Raw genomic sequence first — 20,301 nt, forward strand, 5'->3', positions numbered from 1 at the left:
AAAAAAACCTCGTTTTACTCACTACGCCCGCGGTAACCCCAAGCCAGCATGTATTGCTCACGGGAACTGCCACGAGAAGAATCTGGCTTGATCATCTGGATCTTGTCGAATTTCCGACGAGCATCCTTCAGGTAAACATCAAACCCTTCGCCCTGAAAAATCTTGATCACGAAATTACCACCCGGCTTGAGTATCCGTTCCGCCAAATCAAGCGCCAGCTCGCAAAGAAACATGGCTTTTGGCATATCTACTTCAGGCGTACCACTCATATTGGGGGCCATATCGGAAATCACAAGGTCCACCTGCGAATTACCCACGGCTTCAAGGATCTGCGCGAGCACTTTGTCCTCGGTGAAGTCACCCTGGATGAAGGTCACGTCTGGAATGCTGTCCATTTCCAGAATGTCCGAGGCGATCAGACGCCCCTCACCACCGATCAGACGGCTAGTCACCTGCGACCACCCCCCAGGCGCCGCACCCAGGTCGACAACGCTCATGCCGGGACGGATCAACTTGTATTTCTCCTGGACCTCCAGAAGCTTGTAACTCGCACGCGAGCGGTAGCCATCCTTCTGCGCCTGCTTCACATAGGGATCATTGACATGTCTTTGCAACCACTTAAGGCTTGTCTTGGAACGGGCCACGGGCCACCTCGAAAATAAAACGGGTCGTGATTAACTGGGCGGTCCCGGACTCGCTCGGGTAAACTGGCCGCCGCTTTTTACAAGATCAGACGCAGGGGTCAGATTATGCCGCTCACTCAAGAGCAGAAGAAACAGTACAAATCCATCGGCCACCATCTGAAACCAGTTTTGATTGTGGCTGACAACGGTTTGACTGAAGGTGTGTTAGCCGAACTTGAACGCGCGCTGGCGGATCACGAGCTGATCAAAATCAAGCTCAACATCCTCGATCGCGAATCGCGCCTGGCGTCCATTGCAGAACTCTGCAAGGTCGGCAAAGCGGATCTGGTTCAGGTCATCGGCAAGATGGCACTGATTTACCGCAAGAACTTCAGCGTCAACAAGCAGCTGTCGAACGTCCATCGCTTCAAATGATGGCAAGGGTCAAGGGTGTGCTTCGCGCACCCTGCCACTCCATCCAGGCACCGGTTGCAACACCAGTACAAGCCCGGAAAAACCCAGAGCAAGATAGCTGAACACCTGCCAGCGCATGGCGTCCGGCCAGCCAATACGCACTGCGACGAACATCGCACACGCCAACAGCGCCATCAGCAGCAGTTGCCCGCGAATATCGCGCCATAGACTGTCAAGGCCCTCGGCCTGAACCAGCACCAAAGCCTGAAAAACCACACACGCTGCGGCGAATCCCACCACCAGCGCATTCAGCATGCCTGCAATTTCGTCGATCAGCAGCGGCGCCAGGCCAATCTGGCCCAGCACCGGCAGCAGACCGATGTGTAACAGCCACAGGCCACCGACCCACAACATCTGAGCCAGTTGCCAAAGCATGGCGCCTGCACGGAGCGGGCGCCTGCGTTCAGATGTGGCGGACTTCGACAATCTCGTACTCGATAACGCCACCAGGCGTTTTCACGGCAACCACATCACCCTCTTCCTTTGCAATCAAGGCGCGGGCCAATGGCGAACCTACAGAAATCTTGCCCAGTTTGAAGTCAGCCTCATCCTCACCCACGATGTGGTAAGTGACGCTTTCATCAGTCTCGACATTGGCGATTTCTACGGTGGTGCCGAAAATCACCTTGCCGGTGTGAGGAATGGTCGTGACATCAATGATCACTGCGTTCTGCATGCGACCTTCGATGTCACGGATCCGCGCCTCGACCATACCCTGCTGCTCGCGGGCAGCATGGTATTCGGCGTTTTCCTTCAAGTCACCCAACTCGCGGGCCGTACCGATGTCCTGGCTAAGCTTCGGACGGACGACCTTGGTCAGGTGAGCGTGCTCTTCTTCCAGGGCTTTGGCGCCCTGAACGGTCATTGGGTACTTGGTTATGCTCATGCCTTCAATCCTGCGTGTAGATCCTGCAAGCGGCGCACAGTCTTCTCGGGACCGAACTTCAGCGCTTCACAGATAGCTTCGCCAGCAGCAATGGTAGTGGTGCAATAAATCTTGTGCTGCAAGGCATTACGACGAATGGAGTACGAATCAGCGATCGACTGACGGCCTTCGGTAGTGTTGATGATCAAGGTGACTTCGTCATTCTTGATCATGTCCACCACGTGCGGACGACCTTCGGTCACCTTGTTCACACGACGCACCTTCAGGCCTGCAGCTTCGATCAGCTTGGCAGTCCCGGCAGTGGCAACCACTTCGAAGCCCAAGTTGATCAGATCACGGGCTACGCCTGCAACCAGTGGCTTGTCGTCGTCACGCACGCTGATGAACGCGGTACCGCCGGTCGGCAGCACTTCGCTGGCGCCCATTTGAGCTTTGGCAAACGCCTCACCGAAGGTGTCGCCCACGCCCATCACTTCACCGGTGGACTTCATCTCTGGGCCCAGGATCGGGTCCACGCCAGGGAATTTGGCGAATGGGAACACCGCCTCTTTCACGCTGTAGAAGTTCGGAATGATTTCCTTGGTGAAGCCGATTTCCTTCAGGGTTTTACCGGCCATGACGCGCGCCGCGATCATCGCCAGGGAAACACCGATGCACTTGGAGACGAACGGCACGGTACGGGAAGCGCGCGGGTTGACTTCGATGACGTAAATGTCTTCGCCTTGCAGCGCCAACTGTACGTTCATCAGGCCGACCACGCCCAGTTCCAGGGCCATTTTCTTGACCTGTTCGCGCATCTCGTCCTGGATGTGGGCAGGCAGCGAGTACGGCGGCAGGGAGCACGCGGAGTCACCGGAGTGAACGCCGGCTTGCTCGATGTGCTGCATGATCGCGCCGATCACCACGTCGGTGCCGTCGCAGACCGCATCCACGTCCATTTCGATGGCGCAGTTGAGGAAGTGGTCGAGCAGCACCGGGCTGTCGTTGGACACTTTCACCGCGTCACGCAGGTAGCGCTTGAGCTCTTCTTCTTCGTAGACGATTTCCATCGCGCGGCCGCCCAGAACATAGGACGGACGAACCACCAGCGGGTAACCGATCTTGGCGGCGGCACGAATCGCTTCGTCTTCGCTGCGCACGGTGGCGTTTGGCGGCTGACGCAGGTTCAGACGCTCAACCATCTGCTGGAAGCGCTCACGGTCTTCGGCACGATCGATGGCATCAGGGCTGGTGCCGATGATCGGTACGCCGGCTTCTTCCAGGGCACGCGCCAGTTTCAGCGGGGTCTGGCCGCCGTACTGGACGATCACGCCTTTTGGTTTCTCGACCCGGCAGATTTCCAGCACGTCTTCCAGAGTAACTGGTTCGAAGTACAGGCGATCGGAGGTGTCGTAGTCGGTGGAAACGGTTTCCGGGTTGCAGTTGACCATGATGGTCTCGTACCCGTCTTCGCGCAGGGCCAGTGCCGCGTGTACGCAGCAATAGTCGAACTCGATGCCCTGGCCGATACGGTTAGGACCGCCGCCGAGGATCATGATCTTGTCACGGCCTGATGGTGCGGCTTCGCACTCTTCCTCGTAAGTCGAGTACATGTAGGCGGTGTCGGTAGCGAACTCGGCCGCGCAGGTGTCAACGCGCTTGTAGACCGGGAAGATTTCCAGCTTGTGGCGGTGGCGACGCAGAGCCTTCTCGGTCACGCCCAGCAGCTTGGCCAGACGCATGTCGGAGAAGCCTTTGCGCTTGAGGCGGAACATCAAGTCGCGGTCGATGCTGGCCAGACCCAGGGTCTTGACCTTCTCTTCTTCCTTGATCAGATCTTCGATCTGCACCAGGAACCACGGGTCGATCATGTTCATGCCGAAGATGTCTTCGACCGACAGGCCGGCGCGGAAGGCGTCAGCCACGTACCAGATACGCTCGGCGCCCGGCACGGTCAGTTCGCGCTTGAGGATGCTCATGCTTTCCGGATTACTCAGGTCGAGCTTCTCGTCCAGACCGCAAACACCCACTTCCAGACCGCGTAAAGCTTTCTGCAGGGATTCCTGGAAGGTCCGGCCGATGGCCATGACTTCACCGACCGACTTCATTTGAGTGGTCAGGCGCGCGTCGGCTTTCGGGAATTTCTCGAAGGCGAAGCGTGGCAGCTTGGTCACGACGTAGTCGATGGACGGCTCGAAGGACGCAGGAGTAGCGCCGCCGGTGATTTCGTTCTGCAATTCGTCCAGGGTGTAGCCGATCGCCAGCTTGGCAGCGATGCGCGCAATCGGGAAACCAGTGGCTTTCGACGCCAGGGCCGAGGAGCGGGATACCCGCGGGTTCATCTCGATGACTACCATACGGCCAGTGTCCGGGCAGATGCCGAACTGGACGTTGGAACCACCGGTTTCCACGCCGATTTCACGCAGTACCGCCAGGGAGGCGTTACGCATGATCTGGTATTCCTTGTCCGTCAGGGTCTGCGCTGGCGCAACGGTGATCGAGTCACCGGTGTGCACGCCCATCGGGTCAAAGTTTTCGATGGAGCAGACGATGATGCAGTTGTCCTTCTTATCGCGGACAACCTCCATCTCGTATTCTTTCCAGCCGATCAGGGATTCGTCGATCAGCAGCTCTTTGGTCGGCGACAAGTCGAGACCACGGGCGCAGATTTCTTCGAACTCTTCACGGTTGTAAGCGATACCGCCACCGGTGCCGCCCATGGTGAAGGACGGACGGATGATGCACGGGAAACCGAGCTTCTCGAGGACCGCGTTGGCCTCTTCCATGCTGTGGGCGATACCCGAACGCGGGCAGTCCAGACCGATGGATTTCATCGCCTTGTCGAAACGCGAACGGTCTTCAGCCTTGTCGATGGTGTCAGCGTTGGCGCCGATCATCTCTACGCCGAACTTCTCCAGAACGCCTTCGCGCTCCAGGTCCAGTGCGCAGTTCAGTGCGGTCTGGCCGCCCATGGTTGGCAGCAGCGCGTCCGGACGCTCTTTCTCAATGATCTTGGCAACGGTCTGCCATTTGATCGGCTCGATGTACGTGGCGTCAGCCATGTCCGGGTCGGTCATGATGGTCGCCGGGTTGGAGTTCACCAGGATGACGCGGTACCCCTCCTCGCGCAGGGCTTTACAGGCCTGGGCGCCGGAGTAGTCGAATTCGCAAGCCTGGCCGATCACGATCGGGCCAGCGCCGAGAATCAGGATGCTTTTAATGTCTGTACGTTTTGGCATGGGTTTGTCACTCAAATCCGCAGGTCAGTCGGCAAGCCGTCTTGTTCAATCTTTGAAGCCTTGAGGGGGGCCACCGGTTCTCGGGACCGCCCCTCAAGCTTTGCTCATCAAGGCGAGCGATTAGCGTCGCTTGGCCATTTCGTTGATGAAGCGATCAAACAGTGGCGCTACGTCGTTCGGGCCAGGGCTGGCTTCAGGGTGACCCTGGAAGCTGAAAGCGCTCTTGTCGGTACGCTCGATGCCTTGCAGGGTACCGTCGAACAGCGATTTGTGGATCGCGCGAACGTTGGCTGGCAGGGTCGTTTCGTCTACCGCAAAACCGTGGTTCTGGCTGGTGATCATCACAACGCCGGTGTCCAGATCCTGGACCGGGTGGTTGGCACCGTGGTGGCCGTGACCCATTTTCAGGGTCTTGGCGCCGGAGGCCAGAGCCAGCAGCTGGTGACCGAGGCAGATGCCGAACACCGGAATCTCGGTTTCCAGCACATCCTTGATCGCCTGGATCGCGTAGTCGCAAGGCTCCGGATCACCAGGACCGTTGGACAGGAACACGCCGTCCGGCTTCATCGCCAGAACGTCGGCGGCTGGCGTCTGAGCCGGCACTACGGTCACGCGGCAACCGCGCTCGACCAGCATGCGCAGGATGTTCAGCTTGACGCCGTAGTCGTAGGCAACCACGTGGTACGGCAGCTCGGAGGCTTCGATGGTCGCGTGGCTGTCGGTCTTCAAGTCCCAGACAGTCGAGCGCCACTCGTATTTCTCTTTGGTGCTGACGACTTTCGCCAGGTCCATGCCCTTCAGGCCAGGGAAGCCCTGAGCTGCGGCGATGGCGGCTTCTTCGGAGATGTTGTCACCGGCCATGATGCAGCCGTTCTGCGCGCCTTTCTCACGCAGGATGCGCGTCAGGCGGCGGGTGTCGATACCGGCGATTGCCACAACGTTGTTGGCTTTCAGGTAGTCGGACAGGGACATCGTGTTACGCCAGTTGCTCGCAACCAGTGGCAGGTCACGGATGACCAGACCAGCAGACCAGACGCGGTCGGACTCGGCATCTTCCGGCGTGGTGCCGGTGTTGCCGATGTGCGGGTAAGTCAGGGTAACGATTTGTTGGGCGTAGGAAGGATCGGTAAGGATTTCCTGATAGCCGGTCATGGCGGTGTTGAACACCACCTCACCAACGGTTTGACCGTCGGCTCCAATGGCTTCGCCGCGAAAAATGCTGCCATCAGCAAGGGCGAGTATGGCTGGCTTAGTCAAGAAGACCTCCCGTAAATAAAGCCTGAAAGGGCGATCGCAGGTTGCAAAAAAGCGGAGTGACGTATGGACACGTCACCCCGCTTCTTCACTGAATAATTCTGCGCGCTTTTAGTGGACACACTAAAGCTGTAGCTTACAGAAAAAGGCTTTTTTGGTCTACCGCCAATGAGCCTTAAAGGCCGGAGAATGCGACAGGACGTCGCTTGGCGGGATAAAACCGGGCTCAAACGCTGGGTTTGAACCCGATTTCGGGCGCATCTTAACGCAGGTCGAGCACGTCTTGCATGTCATAAAGACCCGGCTCACGACCGTCCAGCCACAACGCAGCACGCACTGCGCCCTTGGCGAAGGTCATGCGACTGGATGCCTTGTGGGTGATCTCGAGGCGCTCGCCTTCACAGGCGAACAGCACCGTATGATCGCCAACCACATCACCGCCGCGCACCGTGGCGAAACCGATGGTCTCGCGCTCACGCGCACCGGTGTGGCCTTCACGCCCGTAGACCGCGACCTTCTGCAGATCACGATCCAGCGCGCTGGCAATCACCTCCCCCATGCGCAAGGCCGTGCCCGACGGCGCATCGATCTTGTGCCGGTGATGAGCCTCGATGATTTCGATATCGGCATCATCGCCCAACACACGAGCAGCCATGTCGAGCAGCTTCAGCGACAGGTTTACCCCGACGCTGAAATTGGCCGCGAAGACGATCGGAATGTCCTTGCCCGCGTCGACCAGCAACTGCTTTTGCGCAGCGTCCAGACCGGTCGTGCCGATCACCATGGCTTTGCCTGCCTTGCGGCAGAACGCCAGGTTTTTCAGCATGACTTCCGGAAGCGTGAAGTCGATCAACACATCGAATTCTTCAGCCACGGATTCCACATGACCGGACAGCGGCACGCCGATACGCCCCAATGAGGCCAGCTCACCGGCATCCACACCAATCAGCGTGCTGCCAGGGCGCACGATGGCCGCCGTCAGGCCGGTCAGCGGTGCCCGTTGCTGCACCGCCTCGACCAGAATCTTGCCCATGCGGCCAGCCGCACCCATCACAGCAATACGTCGCATGCTCACCTCTTACAAATCGCCGAAGAAGCGCTTCACGCCTTCAAACCAACCAGTGGTTTTCGGCGAATGACTGTTGTCGTCCGCCAGCGAACTGCGGAACTCTTCCAGCAACTCGCGCTGACGACGACCCAGGTTGACCGGGGTTTCGACCGCCACACGGCACATCAAGTCGCCAGCACCGCCGCCACGCACCGGCGCAACGCCTTTACCGCGAACACGGAACTGCTTGCCGGTCTGAGTCCCCTCAGGGATTTTCAGTTTGACGCGACCATCAAGGGTCGGAATCTCCAACTCGCCGCCCAACGCCGCATCGACAAAGCTGATCGGCACTTCGCAGAACAGGTGCTTGCCATCACGCTGGAAGATCGCGTGCTCGCGCACATTGATCACCACGTACAGATCGCCAGTCGGACCACCCTGCGCACCCGCCTCGCCTTCGCCGGACAGACGAATGCGATCACCGGTATCGACGCCCGCCGGCACTTTTACCGAGAGGGTTTTGTACTCTTCGACACGGCCTTCGCCGTTGCACGAGTTGCACGGATCGGAAATGATCTTGCCTTGGCCATGGCAACGCGGGCAGGTTTGCTGCACCGAGAAGAAGCCTTGCTGCATGCGCACCTGACCAATGCCGCCACAGGTCGGGCAAGTGACAGGCGAAGAGCCTTTCTTGGCGCCCGAGCCATCGCACGGCTTGCAGTTGACCAGTGTTGGAACGCGGATATTCACGGTCGTGCCGCGCACCGCCTCTTCCAGGTTCAGCTCCAGGGTGTAGCGCAAGTCGCTGCCGCGCTGGGCGCCGCCACGGGCTCCGCCACGACCGCCACCGAAGAAGTCACTGAAGACATCGCCAAAGATGTCGGAGAAGTTCTGACCGCCAAACCCGGCACCGCCGCCACCCATGCTTGGGTCGACGCCGGCATGACCGTATTGGTCGTATGCCGCGCGCTTGCTCGAATCGGACAGCACTTCATAGGCCTCGTTGGCCTCTTTGAACATATCTTCCGACGCTTTGTCATCGGGATTACGGTCCGGGTGGTGCTTCATTGCCAGGCGGCGGTAGGCCTTTTTCAGGTCTGCTTCGCTTGAGCCACGCTCAACACCCAATACTTCGTAATAGTCACGCTTTGCCATAAGTCTTTGCACTCTTAAGGACGTTCGGCAAACCTCTCCTGAGCCTCGCCAAACTCGTTGAGCCCCAATACAGGCCCGGACCCAACTCACGTCAATTCAACGATCCTGGTCTTTGATTCAATGCGGCACTTTCGGCTCGAGAAGCAGGAGCATTCCCAACCCTACCGCCAGCATCCGAACGTTGTCGCATGCTGTAAAAATTCGCTAACTCCAGACACGCCAACGCGGGAGCAAGCTCCCGCGCGGCGACATCCTACCAGTCACCGCCAGAAGGCAGTCAACCGGGCGACCAACAACTTACTTGTGGTCTTTTACTTCTTCGAACTCGGCATCAACGACGTCGTCGGCTTTTTGAGCTTTTTCGTCGTGCGGTGCAGCGCCTTCAGCAGGCTGGGCCTGTTCGGCATACATCTTCTGCGCCACTGGAGCGGAGACTTTCGACAGCTCTTCAACCTTGGCGTCGATGGCAGCCTTGTCGTCGCCTTTAATGGCGGCTTCCAGGGCAACCACTGCCGCTTCGATTGCAGTCTTCTCTTCAGCGCTCACTTTGTCGCCAGCATCAGCGACCATTTTGCGTGTCGAGTGAACCAGTGCATCACCCTGGTTGCGGGCGCTTGCCAGCTCTTCGAACTGACGGTCGGCATCGACGTTGGCTTCAGCGTCGCGAATCATCTGCTGAATTTCTTCCTCGGACAGACCGGAGTTGGCCTTGATCACGATCGACTGGGTCTTGCCGGTAGCCTTGTCTTTGGCGCCTACGTGCAGGATGCCGTTGGCATCGATGTCGAAGGTCACTTCAATTTGTGGCACACCGCGTGGCGCTGGTGGAATCTCGGCCAGGTCGAACTTGCCCAGGGACTTGTTCTGAGCAGCTTGCTTACGCTCGCCTTGCAGCACGTGAATGGTCACAGCGCCCTGGTTGTCGTCGGCAGTCGAGAACACTTGCGATTTCTTGGTAGGAATCGTGGTGTTTTTCTCGATCAGCGCGGTCATCACGCCACCCATGGTTTCGATACCCAGGGTCAGCGGGCTGACGTCGAGCAGCAGAACGTCTTTCACGTCGCCGGCCAATACCGCGCCCTGGATAGCAGCACCCATGGCAACAGCTTCATCCGGGTTCACGTCTTTACGTGCTTCTTTACCGAAGAATTCGGTCACCAGCTTCTGAACCAGTGGCATACGGGTCTGACCGCCTACCAGGATCACGTCGTTGATGGCGCCAACGTCGATACCGGAGTCTTTCAGAGCGATACGGCAAGGTTCGATGGTGCGTTGAACCAGGTCTTCTACCAGCGCTTCGAGCTTGGCGCGGGAGATTTTCACGTTCAAGTGCTTAGGACCGGTGGCGTCTGCAGTGATGTACGGCAGGTTCACGTCGGTCGACATGCTCGAGGACAGTTCGATCTTGGCTTTTTCAGCGGCTTCTTTCAGGCGCTGCATGGCCAGCGGGTCACCTTTGAGGTTCATGCCGCTTTCTTTCTTGAATTCGTCAACGAGGTAGTCGATCAGACGAATGTCAAAGTCTTCACCGCCCAGGAACGTATCGCCGTTGGTGGCCAATACTTCGAACTGGTGCTCGCCATCAACTTCAGCAATCTCGATCACGGAAACGTCGAAAGTACCGCCGCCCAAGTCGTAAACGATCACGGTGTGATCGCCTTTAGCCTTGTCCATACCGTAAGCCAGAGCAGCAGCGGTAGGTTCGTTGATGATACGTTTAACGTCCAGACCCGCGATGCGGCCGGCGTCTTTGGTGGCTTGACGCTGGCTGTCGTTGAAGTAGGCCGGAACGGTGATCACCGCTTCGGTCACTGGCTCGCCGAGGTAGTCTTCGGCGGTCTTCTTCATTTTCTTCAGAATTTCAGCCGAGATTTGCGGCGGCGACATTTTCTGGCCGTTCACTTCAACCCAGGCGTCACCGTTGTCAGCCTTGGCGATTTTGTACGGGACCATCTTGATGTCTTTCTGTACGACTTCTTCGTCGAACTTACGACCGATCAGACGCTTCACCGCATACAGGGTGTTGTGCGGATTGGTCACAGCCTGACGCTTGGCCGACTGGCCAACGAGGATTTCGCCATCGTTGGCGTACGCAATGATCGACGGCGTGGTACGCGCGCCTTCAGCGTTTTCAATAACTTTTGCTTTGCCGTTTTCCATGACGGAGACGCAGGAGTTGGTAGTCCCCAGGTCGATACCGATAATTTTGCCCATGTTAACTCTCCCGAAACTTTGGATTTGGTTGCCGCAGCAGTGGTGGCTAACTGCGGTAGCACTTAAACGCTTGACTTCTAAATGGGGGCCTTGCGGCTAATTTCAAGCCTGCTCATCAATAGAAGGCGAAACTGGCGCAGGCGCCTTGCTCACCACGACCATGGCCGGGCGCAGCAGGCGACCATTGAGCTGGTAACCCTTCTGGAAGACTTTGAGCACGCTGTTCGGCTCGACGTCGGCGCTTTCCTGCATGGCCATTGCCTGATGCTGAACGGCATTGAACGGTTCGCCATGCGGATCGATCGCTTCCAGGTGATAACGCTTCAGGGTGTCCTGAAACATTTTCAGCGTCAGCTCGATCCCTTCGCGCATCGGACGGATGCTTTCGTCGTCCGGGCTGGACAACTCCAGACCACGCTCCAGGCTGTCAACGATCGGCAACAAGTCGCTGGCGAATTTCTCCAAGGCGAACTTGTGAGCCTTTTCTACATCCTGCTCGGCGCGACGGCGGACGTTCTGCAGATCAGCCGCTACACGCAAAGCCTGATCATGAGCACCCGCCAATTGCTCTTCGAGCACTTGTACACGAGCCGCCAGTTCATCACCCGAATCCTGGGCAGCCTGATCGGCGTCTAGATTTTGCGTATCCACTGTCTGTTCGTCAGCCATAGAATTCTCCTTTCAATATCGTCCGCGAGCTCAACTCACACTTCTGTCCCGGTATATGGGGCCGCAAAAATCAGCTTCAAGGGGTGGGTTGTGATTAACCCTACAAAAAACGCTGCATTGTGATTACCCGATGCGCCAAGCATTTCGTCAGATCAAGCAAATCGAGCCAAGAGAGGGCATTGTCAGCCACAAATAAAACACTGTATAAATAACCAGACCTAAAGCCTGGGAGCGGCCTTTATGCTGGTGCACCTGTCCGTACATAACTACGCCATCGTCGAACACCTCGATCTCGAACTCGATCGCGGGATGAGCGTGATCACCGGGGAAACCGGCGCCGGCAAGTCGATCATGCTCGACGCCCTGGGCCTGACGCTGGGCGACCGTGCCGACAGCGGCGTGGTTCGTCCCGGTGCCGACAAGGCCGACATCCTGGCAACCTTTGACCTGGTTGACATCCCCGAAGCCAGCGCCTGGCTCGCCGAACGCGACCTCGAAAGCGACGGCCCGTGCATCCTGCGCCGGGTGATCACCGCCGAAGGACGCTCGCGGGGCTACATCAACGGCACGCCCTGCCCGCTCGGCGATCTCAAAGCCCTGGGCGAATTGCTGATCGACATCCACAGCCAGCACGAACACCAGTCACTGCTCAAGACTGACACTCACCGCCGCTTGCTGGACGAGTACGCGGGAGCCACCGACCTTGCCCGCCAGGTGCAACTGGCTGCTCAACGCTGGCGCCAGACCCGCCAGGAACTGGAGCGTCTCTCCAATTCCGGTGACGAGCAGCGCGCTCGCCATCAATTGCTCAGCTATCAACTCGAAGAGCTGGAGAACCTGGGCCTCGGTGAAAACGAGCTGGAGCAACTGGAACAGGAACACAAGAACCTCACCAACGCAGAAACCCTGCTGGGCATCTGTCGGCAAGTGGTCGAACAATGCAGCGAAAGTGATTCCGGGAATGTCCTGAACGCGCTGACCGCCAGCCTCAATCGCCTGTCGAGCGTCAACAACTCGATCGGCGCACTGGGCGAAGCCAGCAGCCTGCTGACCAGCGCACAGATTCAGGTAGAAGAAGCCGTCGGCGAGCTGAACCGCTTCCTTGATAACTTCGACGCCGACCCTGCCCGCCTTCAATACCTGGAAGAACGTCTCGACGCGATCTACACCATGGCGCGCAAGCACCGCATCCAGCCGACCGAAGTCGCGGAGATGCAGCAACGCTTGCTGGATGAAATCGAAACTCTGAACGCCAATGACGAGTCCATCGAACGCCTGAGCGATGAACTGGCGTCTTTTGCCCGCCATTATCAGGAGAAGGCCCGGGAACTGAGCGACTTGCGTCATCAGGCGTCGAACAGCCTGGCCAGCGCCGTCGAGCAGGAAATCCAGCGACTGGGCATGCCCGGCGGACGTTTCACCATTGAGCTTCGCCCCAACAGCAGCGATGAACTGTTACCCAACGGGCTTGAGCAGGTCGAACTGCTCGTCAGCGCCAACCCCGGCCAGCCATTAAAAGCCTTGGCCAAAGTAGCTTCGGGCGGCGAGCTGTCGCGGATCAGCCTCGCGATTCAAGTGATCACCGCTCAGACCTCGCGAGTACCGACGCTGGTGTTCGACGAAGTGGACGTGGGCATCGGCGGCCCGACTGCCGAAATCGTCGGCCAGCTGCTGCGCCGGCTCGGGGAGAGCGGACAAGTGTTGACCGTGACTCACTTGCCACAAGTGGCTGCTCAGGGTCATCAACATCTATTCGTGCACAAGGTGCGCGGCGAAGATGCCACCCACACAGCGGTTTCCAAGCTGAGCAAAAATGACCGAGTCGAAGAAGTGGCGCGGATGCTGGGGGGCATCGATCTGACCAAGGAATCCCTGGCCCACGCGAAGAAAATGGTCGTTACTGCAAAAATTTAAGAACGGCAGAAAGCACGAAGGCGACCCTGGGGTCGCCTTCGCTCGTTTCGCGAACGTGAAATTCGCGCGACTTGCTTACTTTTTCTTACGTACGTACAGCACCAGATTGTGGTCAACCATCTCGAAGCCATACTTGTCGACGATGGCTTTCTGCAGACGCTCGATTTCTTCGTCGAAGAATTCGATCACTTCGCTGGTTTCGACGTTGACCATATGGTCGTGATGCTTGCCGTCATCCAGCTCGAAGACCGCATGGCCCCCGTCGAAGTTGTGTCGCACCACAAGGCCAGCTGCCTCGAACTGAGTCAATACACGGTAAACCGTGGCCAGACCGACGTCCTCACCAGCCTCCATCAGCGCCTTGTAAACATCTTCGGCACTCATGTGGCGTTGCTCGGCGGAATCGAGCATTTGCAGAATCTTGACCCTTGGCAGGGTCACTTTGAGGCCGGCTTTGCGTAGTTCGCTATTTTCAACCATGGTCAGCTTTCTCGCGATGCTGCTTCGCAGCTTCTCTTAATGCGGGTATGATCGGCGTTTACGTTGTCCCAGCCAAGATAGTGGAAGTCGCCCACCGATGCAAAACACCAAGCTCTTGCTAACCAGTTTCACCTTTGTGGGACTGCTCGCACTCGCCGGTTGTTCATTCCCCGGGGTTTACAAAATCGACATCCAGCAGGGCAATGTCGTCACGCAGGACATGATAGACCAGTTACGCCCGGGAATGACCCGTAAGCAAGTACGGTTTATCATGGGCAACCCTCTGCTGACCGACACGTTCCATGCCGATCGCTGGGATTACCTGTACAGCCTGCAACCCGGTGGCGGTGAACGCCAACAGGAACGCATTAGCGTTATCTTCAACCCAAATGACCAGCTTGTCAGCCTCTCCGGCGACTTCATGCCGGGCGTGAGCCGCGACGAAGCCATTCTCGGCAAGGACAGCACCACTAACGTGGCTGCTCCTGTAGAAAATACCGAGAAGCCGAAACCGGAAAAACCGGTCAAGCCAGGTTCGTTGCTGGATCAGATTCAGAAGGATGTCGACGGCGTAGAAACCGTTCCAGTCCCGACGCCAGAACCGCTGGAAACCACGCCGCAATAATTTGCGACGCAATAAAAAACCCGGAAATTCCGGGTTTTTTATTGTCCAGCGTTCAGTGATTTACTGATTCCGGGCCTTAGCCTCAGCAGCCTTGGCGGCGCGCAACCGGCGAACTTCCTTCGGATCAGCTAGCAAGGGCCGGTAGATCTCGATGCGATCCCCAGCCTGAACTGGCCGAGTGTCCGGATCAGCGATCACTTTGCCGAAGATTCCCACCGGGCAATCGGTCAGGTTCAACTCGGCAAACGCTTCACCGATGCCTGACTTGAGCAACGCCGCGCGCACTGTCGTTCCGGCAGGCACCGCCACCGAGAGGAGCGCCTGTCGATCAACGGCGGCATAAACCACCTCGACATCAACCATCGACTCAACCATGCATTTGTTTGGCGCGCTGACAGAACGCGTCCACCAGCGTATTCGCGGCCTGATTGAATAATGGCCCCAACGTCGCGCGCACGATCGGCCCGGCGTAATCGAACGACAGGTCCAGGCTGATCTTGCAGGCCTTTTCGCCCAAGGGCTTGAACACCCAGATACCGTGCAACTGGGTGAAAGGACCTTCTTCGAGGTTCATTTCGATGGAATGGCCGGGGACCAGAATGTTTCGAGTAACGAAATGCTGACTCAAGCCACCCTTGGCCACGCCTACGCTGGCGCGCATGTGTTCAAGGCTGCTTTCCAGCACCTCGGCGGTCGAGCACCACGGCAGAAATTCCGGGTAACGCGCTACGTCGTTGACCAGGTCATAAAGCGCTTGTGCCGGATAGGGCAGCAGCGCCGAACGTTGAATGTGTGTCGTCATGTCAGCGTCACTTCCACAGCTGTGCGGCAAACACTACGAGAATGCCGATGGGCGCCACATAGCGCATCAAGAACAAGGACAGGGCGAACAACGCCGGGCTGCGGATCGACAATTCGTCGCGTACCGCTTCACGCCCCATCACCCAGCCTGCGAACACCACGAAACACAAACCACCGAGTGGCAACATGATCCGCGAAGTGAAGAAATCGATCACGCCAAAGAAGTCCAGGCCGCCGGCCGCTCCCCATTGATAGAGGTGGAACATCCCCCCTTCGTTCACGAAAAACTTGGCTTCTTTCCAGATATTGAAGGAAAACACCGTACCCAGGCCGACAAACCAGCAGGTAAATGCCAGCCAAAAGGTCACCCAGGCACGACTGACCTTCGTGCGTTCAACCAGATAGGCCACCATCGGTTCAAGCAGGGAGATCGCCGAACTCCAGGCCGCCACAGCGACCAGTACGAAGAACACTACGCCCATCAACTGGCCGAACGCTACGTTACCGAACGCAAACGGCAGGCTGACGAACATCAGGCCAGGGCCTTCACTCGGGTTCAGGCCCGCGGCAAACACAATCGGAAACAATGCCAGGCCAGCCACCAGAGAAACAAAGGTGTCGAGCAATGCCACGCCGACCACGGTGCCGGAGATCGACGAATCCTTGGGCATGTAGGCCCCGTAGATCATGATCGAACCGACGCCCACGCTCAGGGAGAAGAAGGCGTGTCCCATGGCGGGCAACAAGCCGTCGAGCACTTTTTCCGGGTGGAAGTCGAACATGAAATGCACGCCTTCCATGAAATGGCCTGTGGTCATGCTGTAGCCCAGCAGCACCAGGATCATTACAAAAAGAAGCGGCATCATGATCCGCAGACTGCGCTCGAGCCCCGCAACCACGCCTTTGGCGATGACGACCGCCGACAGCAACATGAATATCGTGTGCCAAAGGGTCAGGCGCCAAGGGTCGGCGATCACCCCGCCAAAGTACGCGCCGACCTGATCAGGCGTAACCCCCTGGAAGTCGCCACGGCCCATGTCGATGATGTAATCCAGTGACCAGCCGCCAACCACGCTATAGAAAGACAGGATCAGCAACGCCGTGACCATCCCGGCGAACGCACCCCACGACCACTTGCCCGAATGCCCGGCTTCCTGCGCCAGAACCTTCAAGGCATTGGCCGGACTCTGCCGCGCGCGGCGGCCGATCAGGGTTTCGGCGAGCATGACCGGCACACCGATCAGCGCGATACAGGCCAGGAACATGAGCACGAAGGCACCGCCGCCGTAGACGCCAACCATGTACGGGAATTTCCAGATACTACCCAGGCCCACGGCCGAACCGGTCGCGGCGAGTATGAAGACCCAGCGGCTAGCCCAACTGCCGTGGACAGAAACCTTGTCTGTCGACATCGTTATCACGCCCAAGCGTTCAAAAAAGAGGCCGCATTGTCCGGGATTCAATCAACCTGCTCAAGCACGTAGCGATACCGTAGCCGACTCGCGTGCAACTCCCTATAATGCCGCCCCTATGGCTAAACAGAAGAAACACCCAACAGGGACCATCGCGCAAAACAAAAAGGCGCGACACGATTACTTCATCGAGCACAAGTTCGAGGCTGGTCTGGTCCTGGCCGGCTGGGAAGTAAAGAGTCTGCGGGCAAGCAAGCTGCAACTGGTCGACAGTTACGTGCTGCTCAAGGATGGCGAAGCCTGGTTGCTCGGCAGTCACATCACGCCGTTGATGACCGCCAGCACCCACGTCATCGCCGACCCGACCCGCACCCGAAAATTGCTGCTCAACCGCCGCGAGCTGGAAAAGCTGGCCGCCGCCGTGCAGCAAAAAGGTTATGCCTGCGTGTGCCTGTCCTGGTACTGGAGCAAGCACATGGTCAAGTGCGAGATCGCACTGGGCAAGGGCAAGAAGGAATACGACAAGCGTGATACCGAACGCGAGCGCGACGCTGGTCGTGAATTGCAGCGTGCGGTGCGCAACAAGGGCAAGGAAGACTGATTCTTTCGCCTTGAGAACGCTTTCGTCGGATACCTGATCGTTCCCACGCTCCGCGTGGGCATGCATCCCGTGACGCTCCGCGTCACAAAGCGGACGCAGAGCGTCCATTGCTGCATTACCACGCAGAGCGTGGGAACGATCACTCCACTGACTACATCCCTTTGCGCCGCTCCGCCCGAGCCATGCGCTGCACTTCCTGACGCACCTCTTCCAGCACCTCCTGCACATACAGGATGTGTCGGCTGGAGACTTCCCGCGCCTGCTCCGCCCTTCCTTCGATGATCGCCAGGTACAACTCCCGGTGCTGTGTGATCAGCATGTCGCGGGTTTCCGTACGCTGTTTGTACATGCCACCGATGTTGGTCACGACGTTGCGCTTGAGCAGATCGAACAACCCGCGAATGGTGTGCAGCAGCACCGCGTTATGGCTGGCTTCGGCAATGGCCAGGTGAAATTTTGCGTCCGCCGCGCCCTCCTCCGCCCGGCTCACCTCGTCGTGACGCGTGTAGCAGTCCTGCAATTCGTTGAAGGCCGCCGTCAATCGCTCACGATCCACATCAGTGGCGCGCAGTGCCGCGTAATAGGCGCAGGACGCTTCCAGCGTATGGCGAAATTCCAGAAGATCGCGCTGAGCTTCGGGATTGCTTTCCAGCAGGTGCAGCAGCGGATCGCTGAAGGTCGACCCTAGCGATTCCACCACATAGTTGCCGCCACCCTGACGACTGACCAGCAAGCCCTTGGCCGCCAGTTTCTGAATCGCCTCGCGCAACGAAGGGCGTGACACGCCGAACTGCTCGGCCAACGCGCGTTCGGCCGGCAAGCGCTCACCGGACTTCAACGTGCCTTCGAGAATCATCCCCTCGAGCTGCTCGACAATATCGTCAGACAAACGGCGCTGACGAATCTGATCAAACCCCATAACTCAATTCTCCACGGTCCCGACGGCTCGCCGGGCTCTCTATTCTGGCCTATCGGCGCTGTGCCAGCACCTACCAGACGGCATTTGTTAAGACGGATCAAGCACACGGCCATGGGCTTATTCGACAAAAGTTTTAGGGCGGCAAATTGACACACCACCTCCAACACTTTTACCCTAGCCAACAGCGATTGTAAATTGGTATTACCAATTATCCAAGAACGCTGACCAGTGCCTGACCAACAACAATTAGGGGCCACCCCATATGCAAACCTGGCAACAGCTCTATACCCCGCTCGGCAGCCTCGGCGTCTCTGCGCTCGCGGCCGTTATTCCCATCGTGTTTTTCTTTTTGGCATTGGCCGTGTTCCGGCTCAAAGGGCACGTGGCGGGCAGCATCACGCTGGCCTTGTCCATCGCCGTCGCCATCTTCGCTTTCAAGATGCCGGTCGATATGGCCTTCGCCGCCGCAGGCTATGGCTTTGCCTACGGACTGTGGCCCATTGCGTGGATCATCGTCGCGGCAGTGTTCCTCTACAAACTGACGGTCAAGAGTGGCCAGTTCGAAGTGATCCGCAGCTCCGTGCTGTCGATCACCGATGACCAGCGCCTGCAGGTTCTATTGATCGGCTTCTGCTTCGGCGCGTTCCTGGAAGGGGCCGCCGGTTTCGGTGCACCGGTCGCGATTACCGCCGCCCTGTTGGTAGGCTTGGGCTTCAACCCGCTGTACGCCGCCGGCCTGTGCCTGATCGCCAACACCGCGCCAGTCGCTTTCGGTGCCTTGGGCATTCCGATCATCGTCGCCGGCCAAGTGACCGGCATCGACGCGTTCAAGATCGGCGCCATGACCGGCCGCCAACTGCCGCTGTTGTCGTTGTTCGTGCCGTTCTGGCTGGTGTTCATGATGGACGGCATGCGCGGCGTGCGGGAAACCTGGCCGGCTGCGCTGGTGGCCGGTTTGAGCTTTGCCATCACCCAATACTTCACGTCGAACTTCATCGGTCCCGAGTTGCCGGACATCACCTCGGCGCTGGTCAGCCTGATTTCCCTGACGCTGTTCCTGAAAGTCTGGCAGCCAAAACGTGCCGCAGGCCAACACATCGCCGGTGCCGTCTCGGCCTCCGTGGTGACGGCCAGCGCCGGCGGTTTCGGCCAGCCACGCACCACCGTGGCTTCGCCTTTCAGCTTCGGCGAAATTTTCAAAGCCTGGTCGCCGTTCCTGATCCTCACCGTCCTGGTCACTATCTGGACCCTCAAACCGTTCAAGGCAATGTTTGCCGCCGGCGGCTCGATGTACAGCTGGGTGTTCAACTTCGCCATCCCGCATCTGGATCAAATGGTGATCAAGGTCGCGCCGATCGTGACGGCACCGATCGCCGTTCCAGCGGTGTTCAAACTTGATCCGATTTCCGCGACCGGCACGGCGATTTTCTTCTCCGCGCTGATCTCGATGCTGGTGCTGAAGATCAATATCAAAACTGGTCTGACCACTTTGAGAGAGACCTTCTACGAGCTGCGCTGGCCGATTCTGTCGATCGGTATGGTGCTGGCATTTGCCTTCGTCACCAACTACTCGGGCATGTCGTCGACCATGGCCCTGGTACTGGCCGGCACCGGCGCCGCGTTCCCGTTCTTCTCGCCGTTCCTCGGCTGGCTGGGCGTGTTCCTGACCGGTTCCGATACCTCGTCCAACGCGCTGTTCAGTTCGTTGCAAGCGACCACCGCACACCAGATCGGCGTCAACGATGTGCTGCTGGTGGCGGCCAACACCAGTGGTGGCGTGACCGGCAAGATGATCTCGCCGCAATCGATCGCCGTGGCCTGCGCCGCGACCGGTCTGGTGGGCAAGGAATCGGACCTGTTCCGCTTCACCCTCAAGCACAGCCTGTTCTTCGCGACCATCGTCGGCTTGATCACCCTGGCTCAGGCCTACTGGTTCACCGGCATGCTGGTGCACTAAGACCTACACGGCAAAACGCAAAAACCGACGCCGGACCACGACTCCGGCGTC

At 58.4% G+C, this 20,301-nt stretch carries 19 protein-coding genes; 5 read left to right on the forward strand and 14 right to left on the reverse strand.

The genetic code is table 11. The annotated features are described in order from the left end of the window. Positions 1-14: 14 nt before the first annotated feature. On the reverse strand, positions 15-644 hold the full coding sequence (rlmE, locus tag BLQ41_RS00695) for a 23S rRNA (uridine(2552)-2'-O)-methyltransferase RlmE (RefSeq protein ID WP_090175651.1): 630 nt from the start codon (positions 642-644) through the stop codon (positions 15-17). A gap of 105 nt (positions 645-749) precedes the next feature. Between rlmE and BLQ41_RS00700 the strand changes: the two genes are divergently transcribed. Next, positions 750-1,058 carry a YhbY family RNA-binding protein gene (locus BLQ41_RS00700; protein WP_007942889.1) on the forward strand — a complete coding sequence of 103 codons (309 nt, stop codon included), beginning with the start codon at positions 750-752 and terminating at the stop codon, positions 1,056-1,058. A gap of 9 nt (positions 1,059-1,067) precedes the next feature. Here BLQ41_RS00700 and BLQ41_RS00705 read toward each other — a convergent pair whose 3' ends face one another. From BLQ41_RS00705 to grpE, 8 genes are all read right to left on the reverse strand, one after another. Then, positions 1,068-1,472, reverse strand: a complete 405-nt coding sequence (locus BLQ41_RS00705) for an MFS transporter (protein ID WP_090175653.1) — start codon at positions 1,470-1,472, stop codon at positions 1,068-1,070. A gap of 28 nt (positions 1,473-1,500) precedes the next feature. Further along, a complete protein-coding gene (gene greA / locus BLQ41_RS00710) occupies positions 1,501-1,977 on the reverse strand; it encodes a transcription elongation factor GreA (protein ID WP_033058235.1) in 477 nt (158 codons plus the stop codon). Positions 1,978-1,979: 2 nt separating this feature from the next. After that, complete coding sequence (gene carB / locus BLQ41_RS00715; RefSeq protein WP_090175657.1) at positions 1,980-5,201, reverse strand: carbamoyl-phosphate synthase large subunit; 3,222 nt, start codon at positions 5,199-5,201, stop codon at positions 1,980-1,982. Between the two features lie 120 nt (positions 5,202-5,321). Beyond that, positions 5,322-6,458: a glutamine-hydrolyzing carbamoyl-phosphate synthase small subunit gene (carA, locus tag BLQ41_RS00720; protein WP_090175660.1), complete on the reverse strand. Its 1,137-nt coding sequence runs from the start codon at positions 6,456-6,458 to the stop codon at positions 5,322-5,324. Between the two features lie 259 nt (positions 6,459-6,717). Then, positions 6,718-7,524: a 4-hydroxy-tetrahydrodipicolinate reductase gene (gene dapB / locus BLQ41_RS00725; protein WP_090175663.1), complete on the reverse strand. Its 807-nt coding sequence runs from the start codon at positions 7,522-7,524 to the stop codon at positions 6,718-6,720. Between the two features lie 9 nt (positions 7,525-7,533). Next, positions 7,534-8,658 carry a molecular chaperone DnaJ gene (dnaJ, locus tag BLQ41_RS00730; RefSeq protein ID WP_090175666.1) on the reverse strand — a complete coding sequence of 375 codons (1,125 nt, stop codon included), beginning with the start codon at positions 8,656-8,658 and terminating at the stop codon, positions 7,534-7,536. 297 nt (positions 8,659-8,955) lie between these two features. Further along, positions 8,956-10,872 carry a molecular chaperone DnaK gene (gene dnaK / locus BLQ41_RS00735; protein WP_090175669.1) on the reverse strand — a complete coding sequence of 639 codons (1,917 nt, stop codon included), beginning with the start codon at positions 10,870-10,872 and terminating at the stop codon, positions 8,956-8,958. Between the two features lie 102 nt (positions 10,873-10,974). Beyond that, positions 10,975-11,541, reverse strand: a complete 567-nt coding sequence (grpE, locus tag BLQ41_RS00740) for a nucleotide exchange factor GrpE (RefSeq protein ID WP_090175671.1) — start codon at positions 11,539-11,541, stop codon at positions 10,975-10,977. A gap of 240 nt (positions 11,542-11,781) precedes the next feature. Here grpE and recN point away from each other — a divergent pair, with 240 nt between their 5' ends. Further along, positions 11,782-13,455: a DNA repair protein RecN gene (recN, locus tag BLQ41_RS00750; RefSeq protein WP_090175675.1), complete on the forward strand. Its 1,674-nt coding sequence runs from the start codon at positions 11,782-11,784 to the stop codon at positions 13,453-13,455. A 75-nt stretch (positions 13,456-13,530) separates the two neighbouring features. Here the strand turns inward: recN and fur are convergent, their stop codons facing one another. Continuing rightward, complete coding sequence (gene fur, locus BLQ41_RS00755; protein WP_003197684.1) at positions 13,531-13,935, reverse strand: ferric iron uptake transcriptional regulator; 405 nt, start codon at positions 13,933-13,935, stop codon at positions 13,531-13,533. Between the two features lie 97 nt (positions 13,936-14,032). Between fur and BLQ41_RS00760 the strand changes: the two genes are divergently transcribed. Further along, positions 14,033-14,560, forward strand: coding sequence for an outer membrane protein assembly factor BamE (locus tag BLQ41_RS00760; protein WP_090175677.1), 528 nt, complete (start codon positions 14,033-14,035; stop codon positions 14,558-14,560). 60 nt (positions 14,561-14,620) lie between these two features. Here BLQ41_RS00760 and BLQ41_RS00765 read toward each other — a convergent pair whose 3' ends face one another. From BLQ41_RS00765 to BLQ41_RS00775, 3 genes are read right to left on the reverse strand one after another with little or no spacing between them, the layout of a single operon-like run. Further along, positions 14,621-14,935 carry an RnfH family protein gene (locus BLQ41_RS00765; protein ID WP_090175680.1) on the reverse strand — a complete coding sequence of 105 codons (315 nt, stop codon included), beginning with the start codon at positions 14,933-14,935 and terminating at the stop codon, positions 14,621-14,623. Further along, a complete protein-coding gene (locus BLQ41_RS00770; RefSeq protein ID WP_090175682.1) occupies positions 14,928-15,362 on the reverse strand; it encodes a type II toxin-antitoxin system RatA family toxin in 435 nt (144 codons plus the stop codon). Before BLQ41_RS00770 ends, BLQ41_RS00765 begins: the two co-directional genes overlap by 8 nt. Before the next feature lie 7 nt (positions 15,363-15,369). Next, complete coding sequence (locus BLQ41_RS00775; RefSeq protein WP_090175684.1) at positions 15,370-16,773, reverse strand: sodium-dependent transporter; 1,404 nt, start codon at positions 16,771-16,773, stop codon at positions 15,370-15,372. A 118-nt stretch (positions 16,774-16,891) separates the two neighbouring features. Here BLQ41_RS00775 and smpB point away from each other — a divergent pair, with 118 nt between their 5' ends. Continuing rightward, positions 16,892-17,374 (forward strand): SsrA-binding protein SmpB, encoded by a 483-nt coding sequence (gene smpB / locus BLQ41_RS00780; protein WP_007900551.1) that lies wholly within the window; start codon positions 16,892-16,894, stop codon positions 17,372-17,374. Positions 17,375-17,525: 151 nt separating this feature from the next. Here smpB and BLQ41_RS00785 read toward each other — a convergent pair whose 3' ends face one another. Further along, complete coding sequence (locus BLQ41_RS00785) at positions 17,526-18,293, reverse strand: GntR family transcriptional regulator (RefSeq protein WP_010463546.1); 768 nt, start codon at positions 18,291-18,293, stop codon at positions 17,526-17,528. 262 nt (positions 18,294-18,555) lie between these two features. On the opposite strand from BLQ41_RS00785, the gene BLQ41_RS00790 reads away from it, so the two are divergent. Next, positions 18,556-20,250, forward strand: coding sequence for a lactate permease LctP family transporter (locus BLQ41_RS00790; RefSeq protein WP_090175686.1), 1,695 nt, complete (start codon positions 18,556-18,558; stop codon positions 20,248-20,250). The last annotated feature ends 51 nt before the right edge of the window (positions 20,251-20,301 follow it).

The organism is Pseudomonas arsenicoxydans, assembly GCF_900103875.1.
Classification (GTDB): Bacteria; Pseudomonadota; Gammaproteobacteria; order Pseudomonadales; family Pseudomonadaceae; genus Aquipseudomonas; species Aquipseudomonas arsenicoxydans.

Coding starts and splice junctions, on each gene's coding strand:
- smpB (WP_007900551.1), top strand. CDS start 16,892: ATGGCTAAACAGAAGAAACACCCAACAGGGACCATCGCGCAAAACAAA.
- dnaJ (WP_090175666.1), bottom strand. CDS start 8,658: ATGGCAAAGCGTGACTATTACGAAGTATTGGGTGTTGAGCGTGGCTCA.
- BLQ41_RS00760 (WP_090175677.1), top strand. CDS start 14,033: ATGCAAAACACCAAGCTCTTGCTAACCAGTTTCACCTTTGTGGGACTG.
- BLQ41_RS00785 (WP_010463546.1), bottom strand. CDS start 18,293: ATGGGGTTTGATCAGATTCGTCAGCGCCGTTTGTCTGACGATATTGTC.
- grpE (WP_090175671.1), bottom strand. CDS start 11,541: ATGGCTGACGAACAGACAGTGGATACGCAAAATCTAGACGCCGATCAG.
- BLQ41_RS00700 (WP_007942889.1), top strand. CDS start 750: ATGCCGCTCACTCAAGAGCAGAAGAAACAGTACAAATCCATCGGCCAC.
- dapB (WP_090175663.1), bottom strand. CDS start 7,524: ATGCGACGTATTGCTGTGATGGGTGCGGCTGGCCGCATGGGCAAGATT.
- BLQ41_RS00765 (WP_090175680.1), bottom strand. CDS start 14,935: ATGGTTGAGTCGATGGTTGATGTCGAGGTGGTTTATGCCGCCGTTGAT.
- recN (WP_090175675.1), top strand. CDS start 11,782: ATGCTGGTGCACCTGTCCGTACATAACTACGCCATCGTCGAACACCTC.
- BLQ41_RS00705 (WP_090175653.1), bottom strand. CDS start 1,472: ATGCTTTGGCAACTGGCTCAGATGTTGTGGGTCGGTGGCCTGTGGCTG.
- carB (WP_090175657.1), bottom strand. CDS start 5,201: ATGCCAAAACGTACAGACATTAAAAGCATCCTGATTCTCGGCGCTGGC.
- BLQ41_RS00770 (WP_090175682.1), bottom strand. CDS start 15,362: ATGACGACACACATTCAACGTTCGGCGCTGCTGCCCTATCCGGCACAA.
- BLQ41_RS00775 (WP_090175684.1), bottom strand. CDS start 16,773: ATGTCGACAGACAAGGTTTCTGTCCACGGCAGTTGGGCTAGCCGCTGG.
- BLQ41_RS00790 (WP_090175686.1), top strand. CDS start 18,556: ATGCAAACCTGGCAACAGCTCTATACCCCGCTCGGCAGCCTCGGCGTC.
- dnaK (WP_090175669.1), bottom strand. CDS start 10,872: ATGGGCAAAATTATCGGTATCGACCTGGGGACTACCAACTCCTGCGTC.
- fur (WP_003197684.1), bottom strand. CDS start 13,935: ATGGTTGAAAATAGCGAACTACGCAAAGCCGGCCTCAAAGTGACCCTG.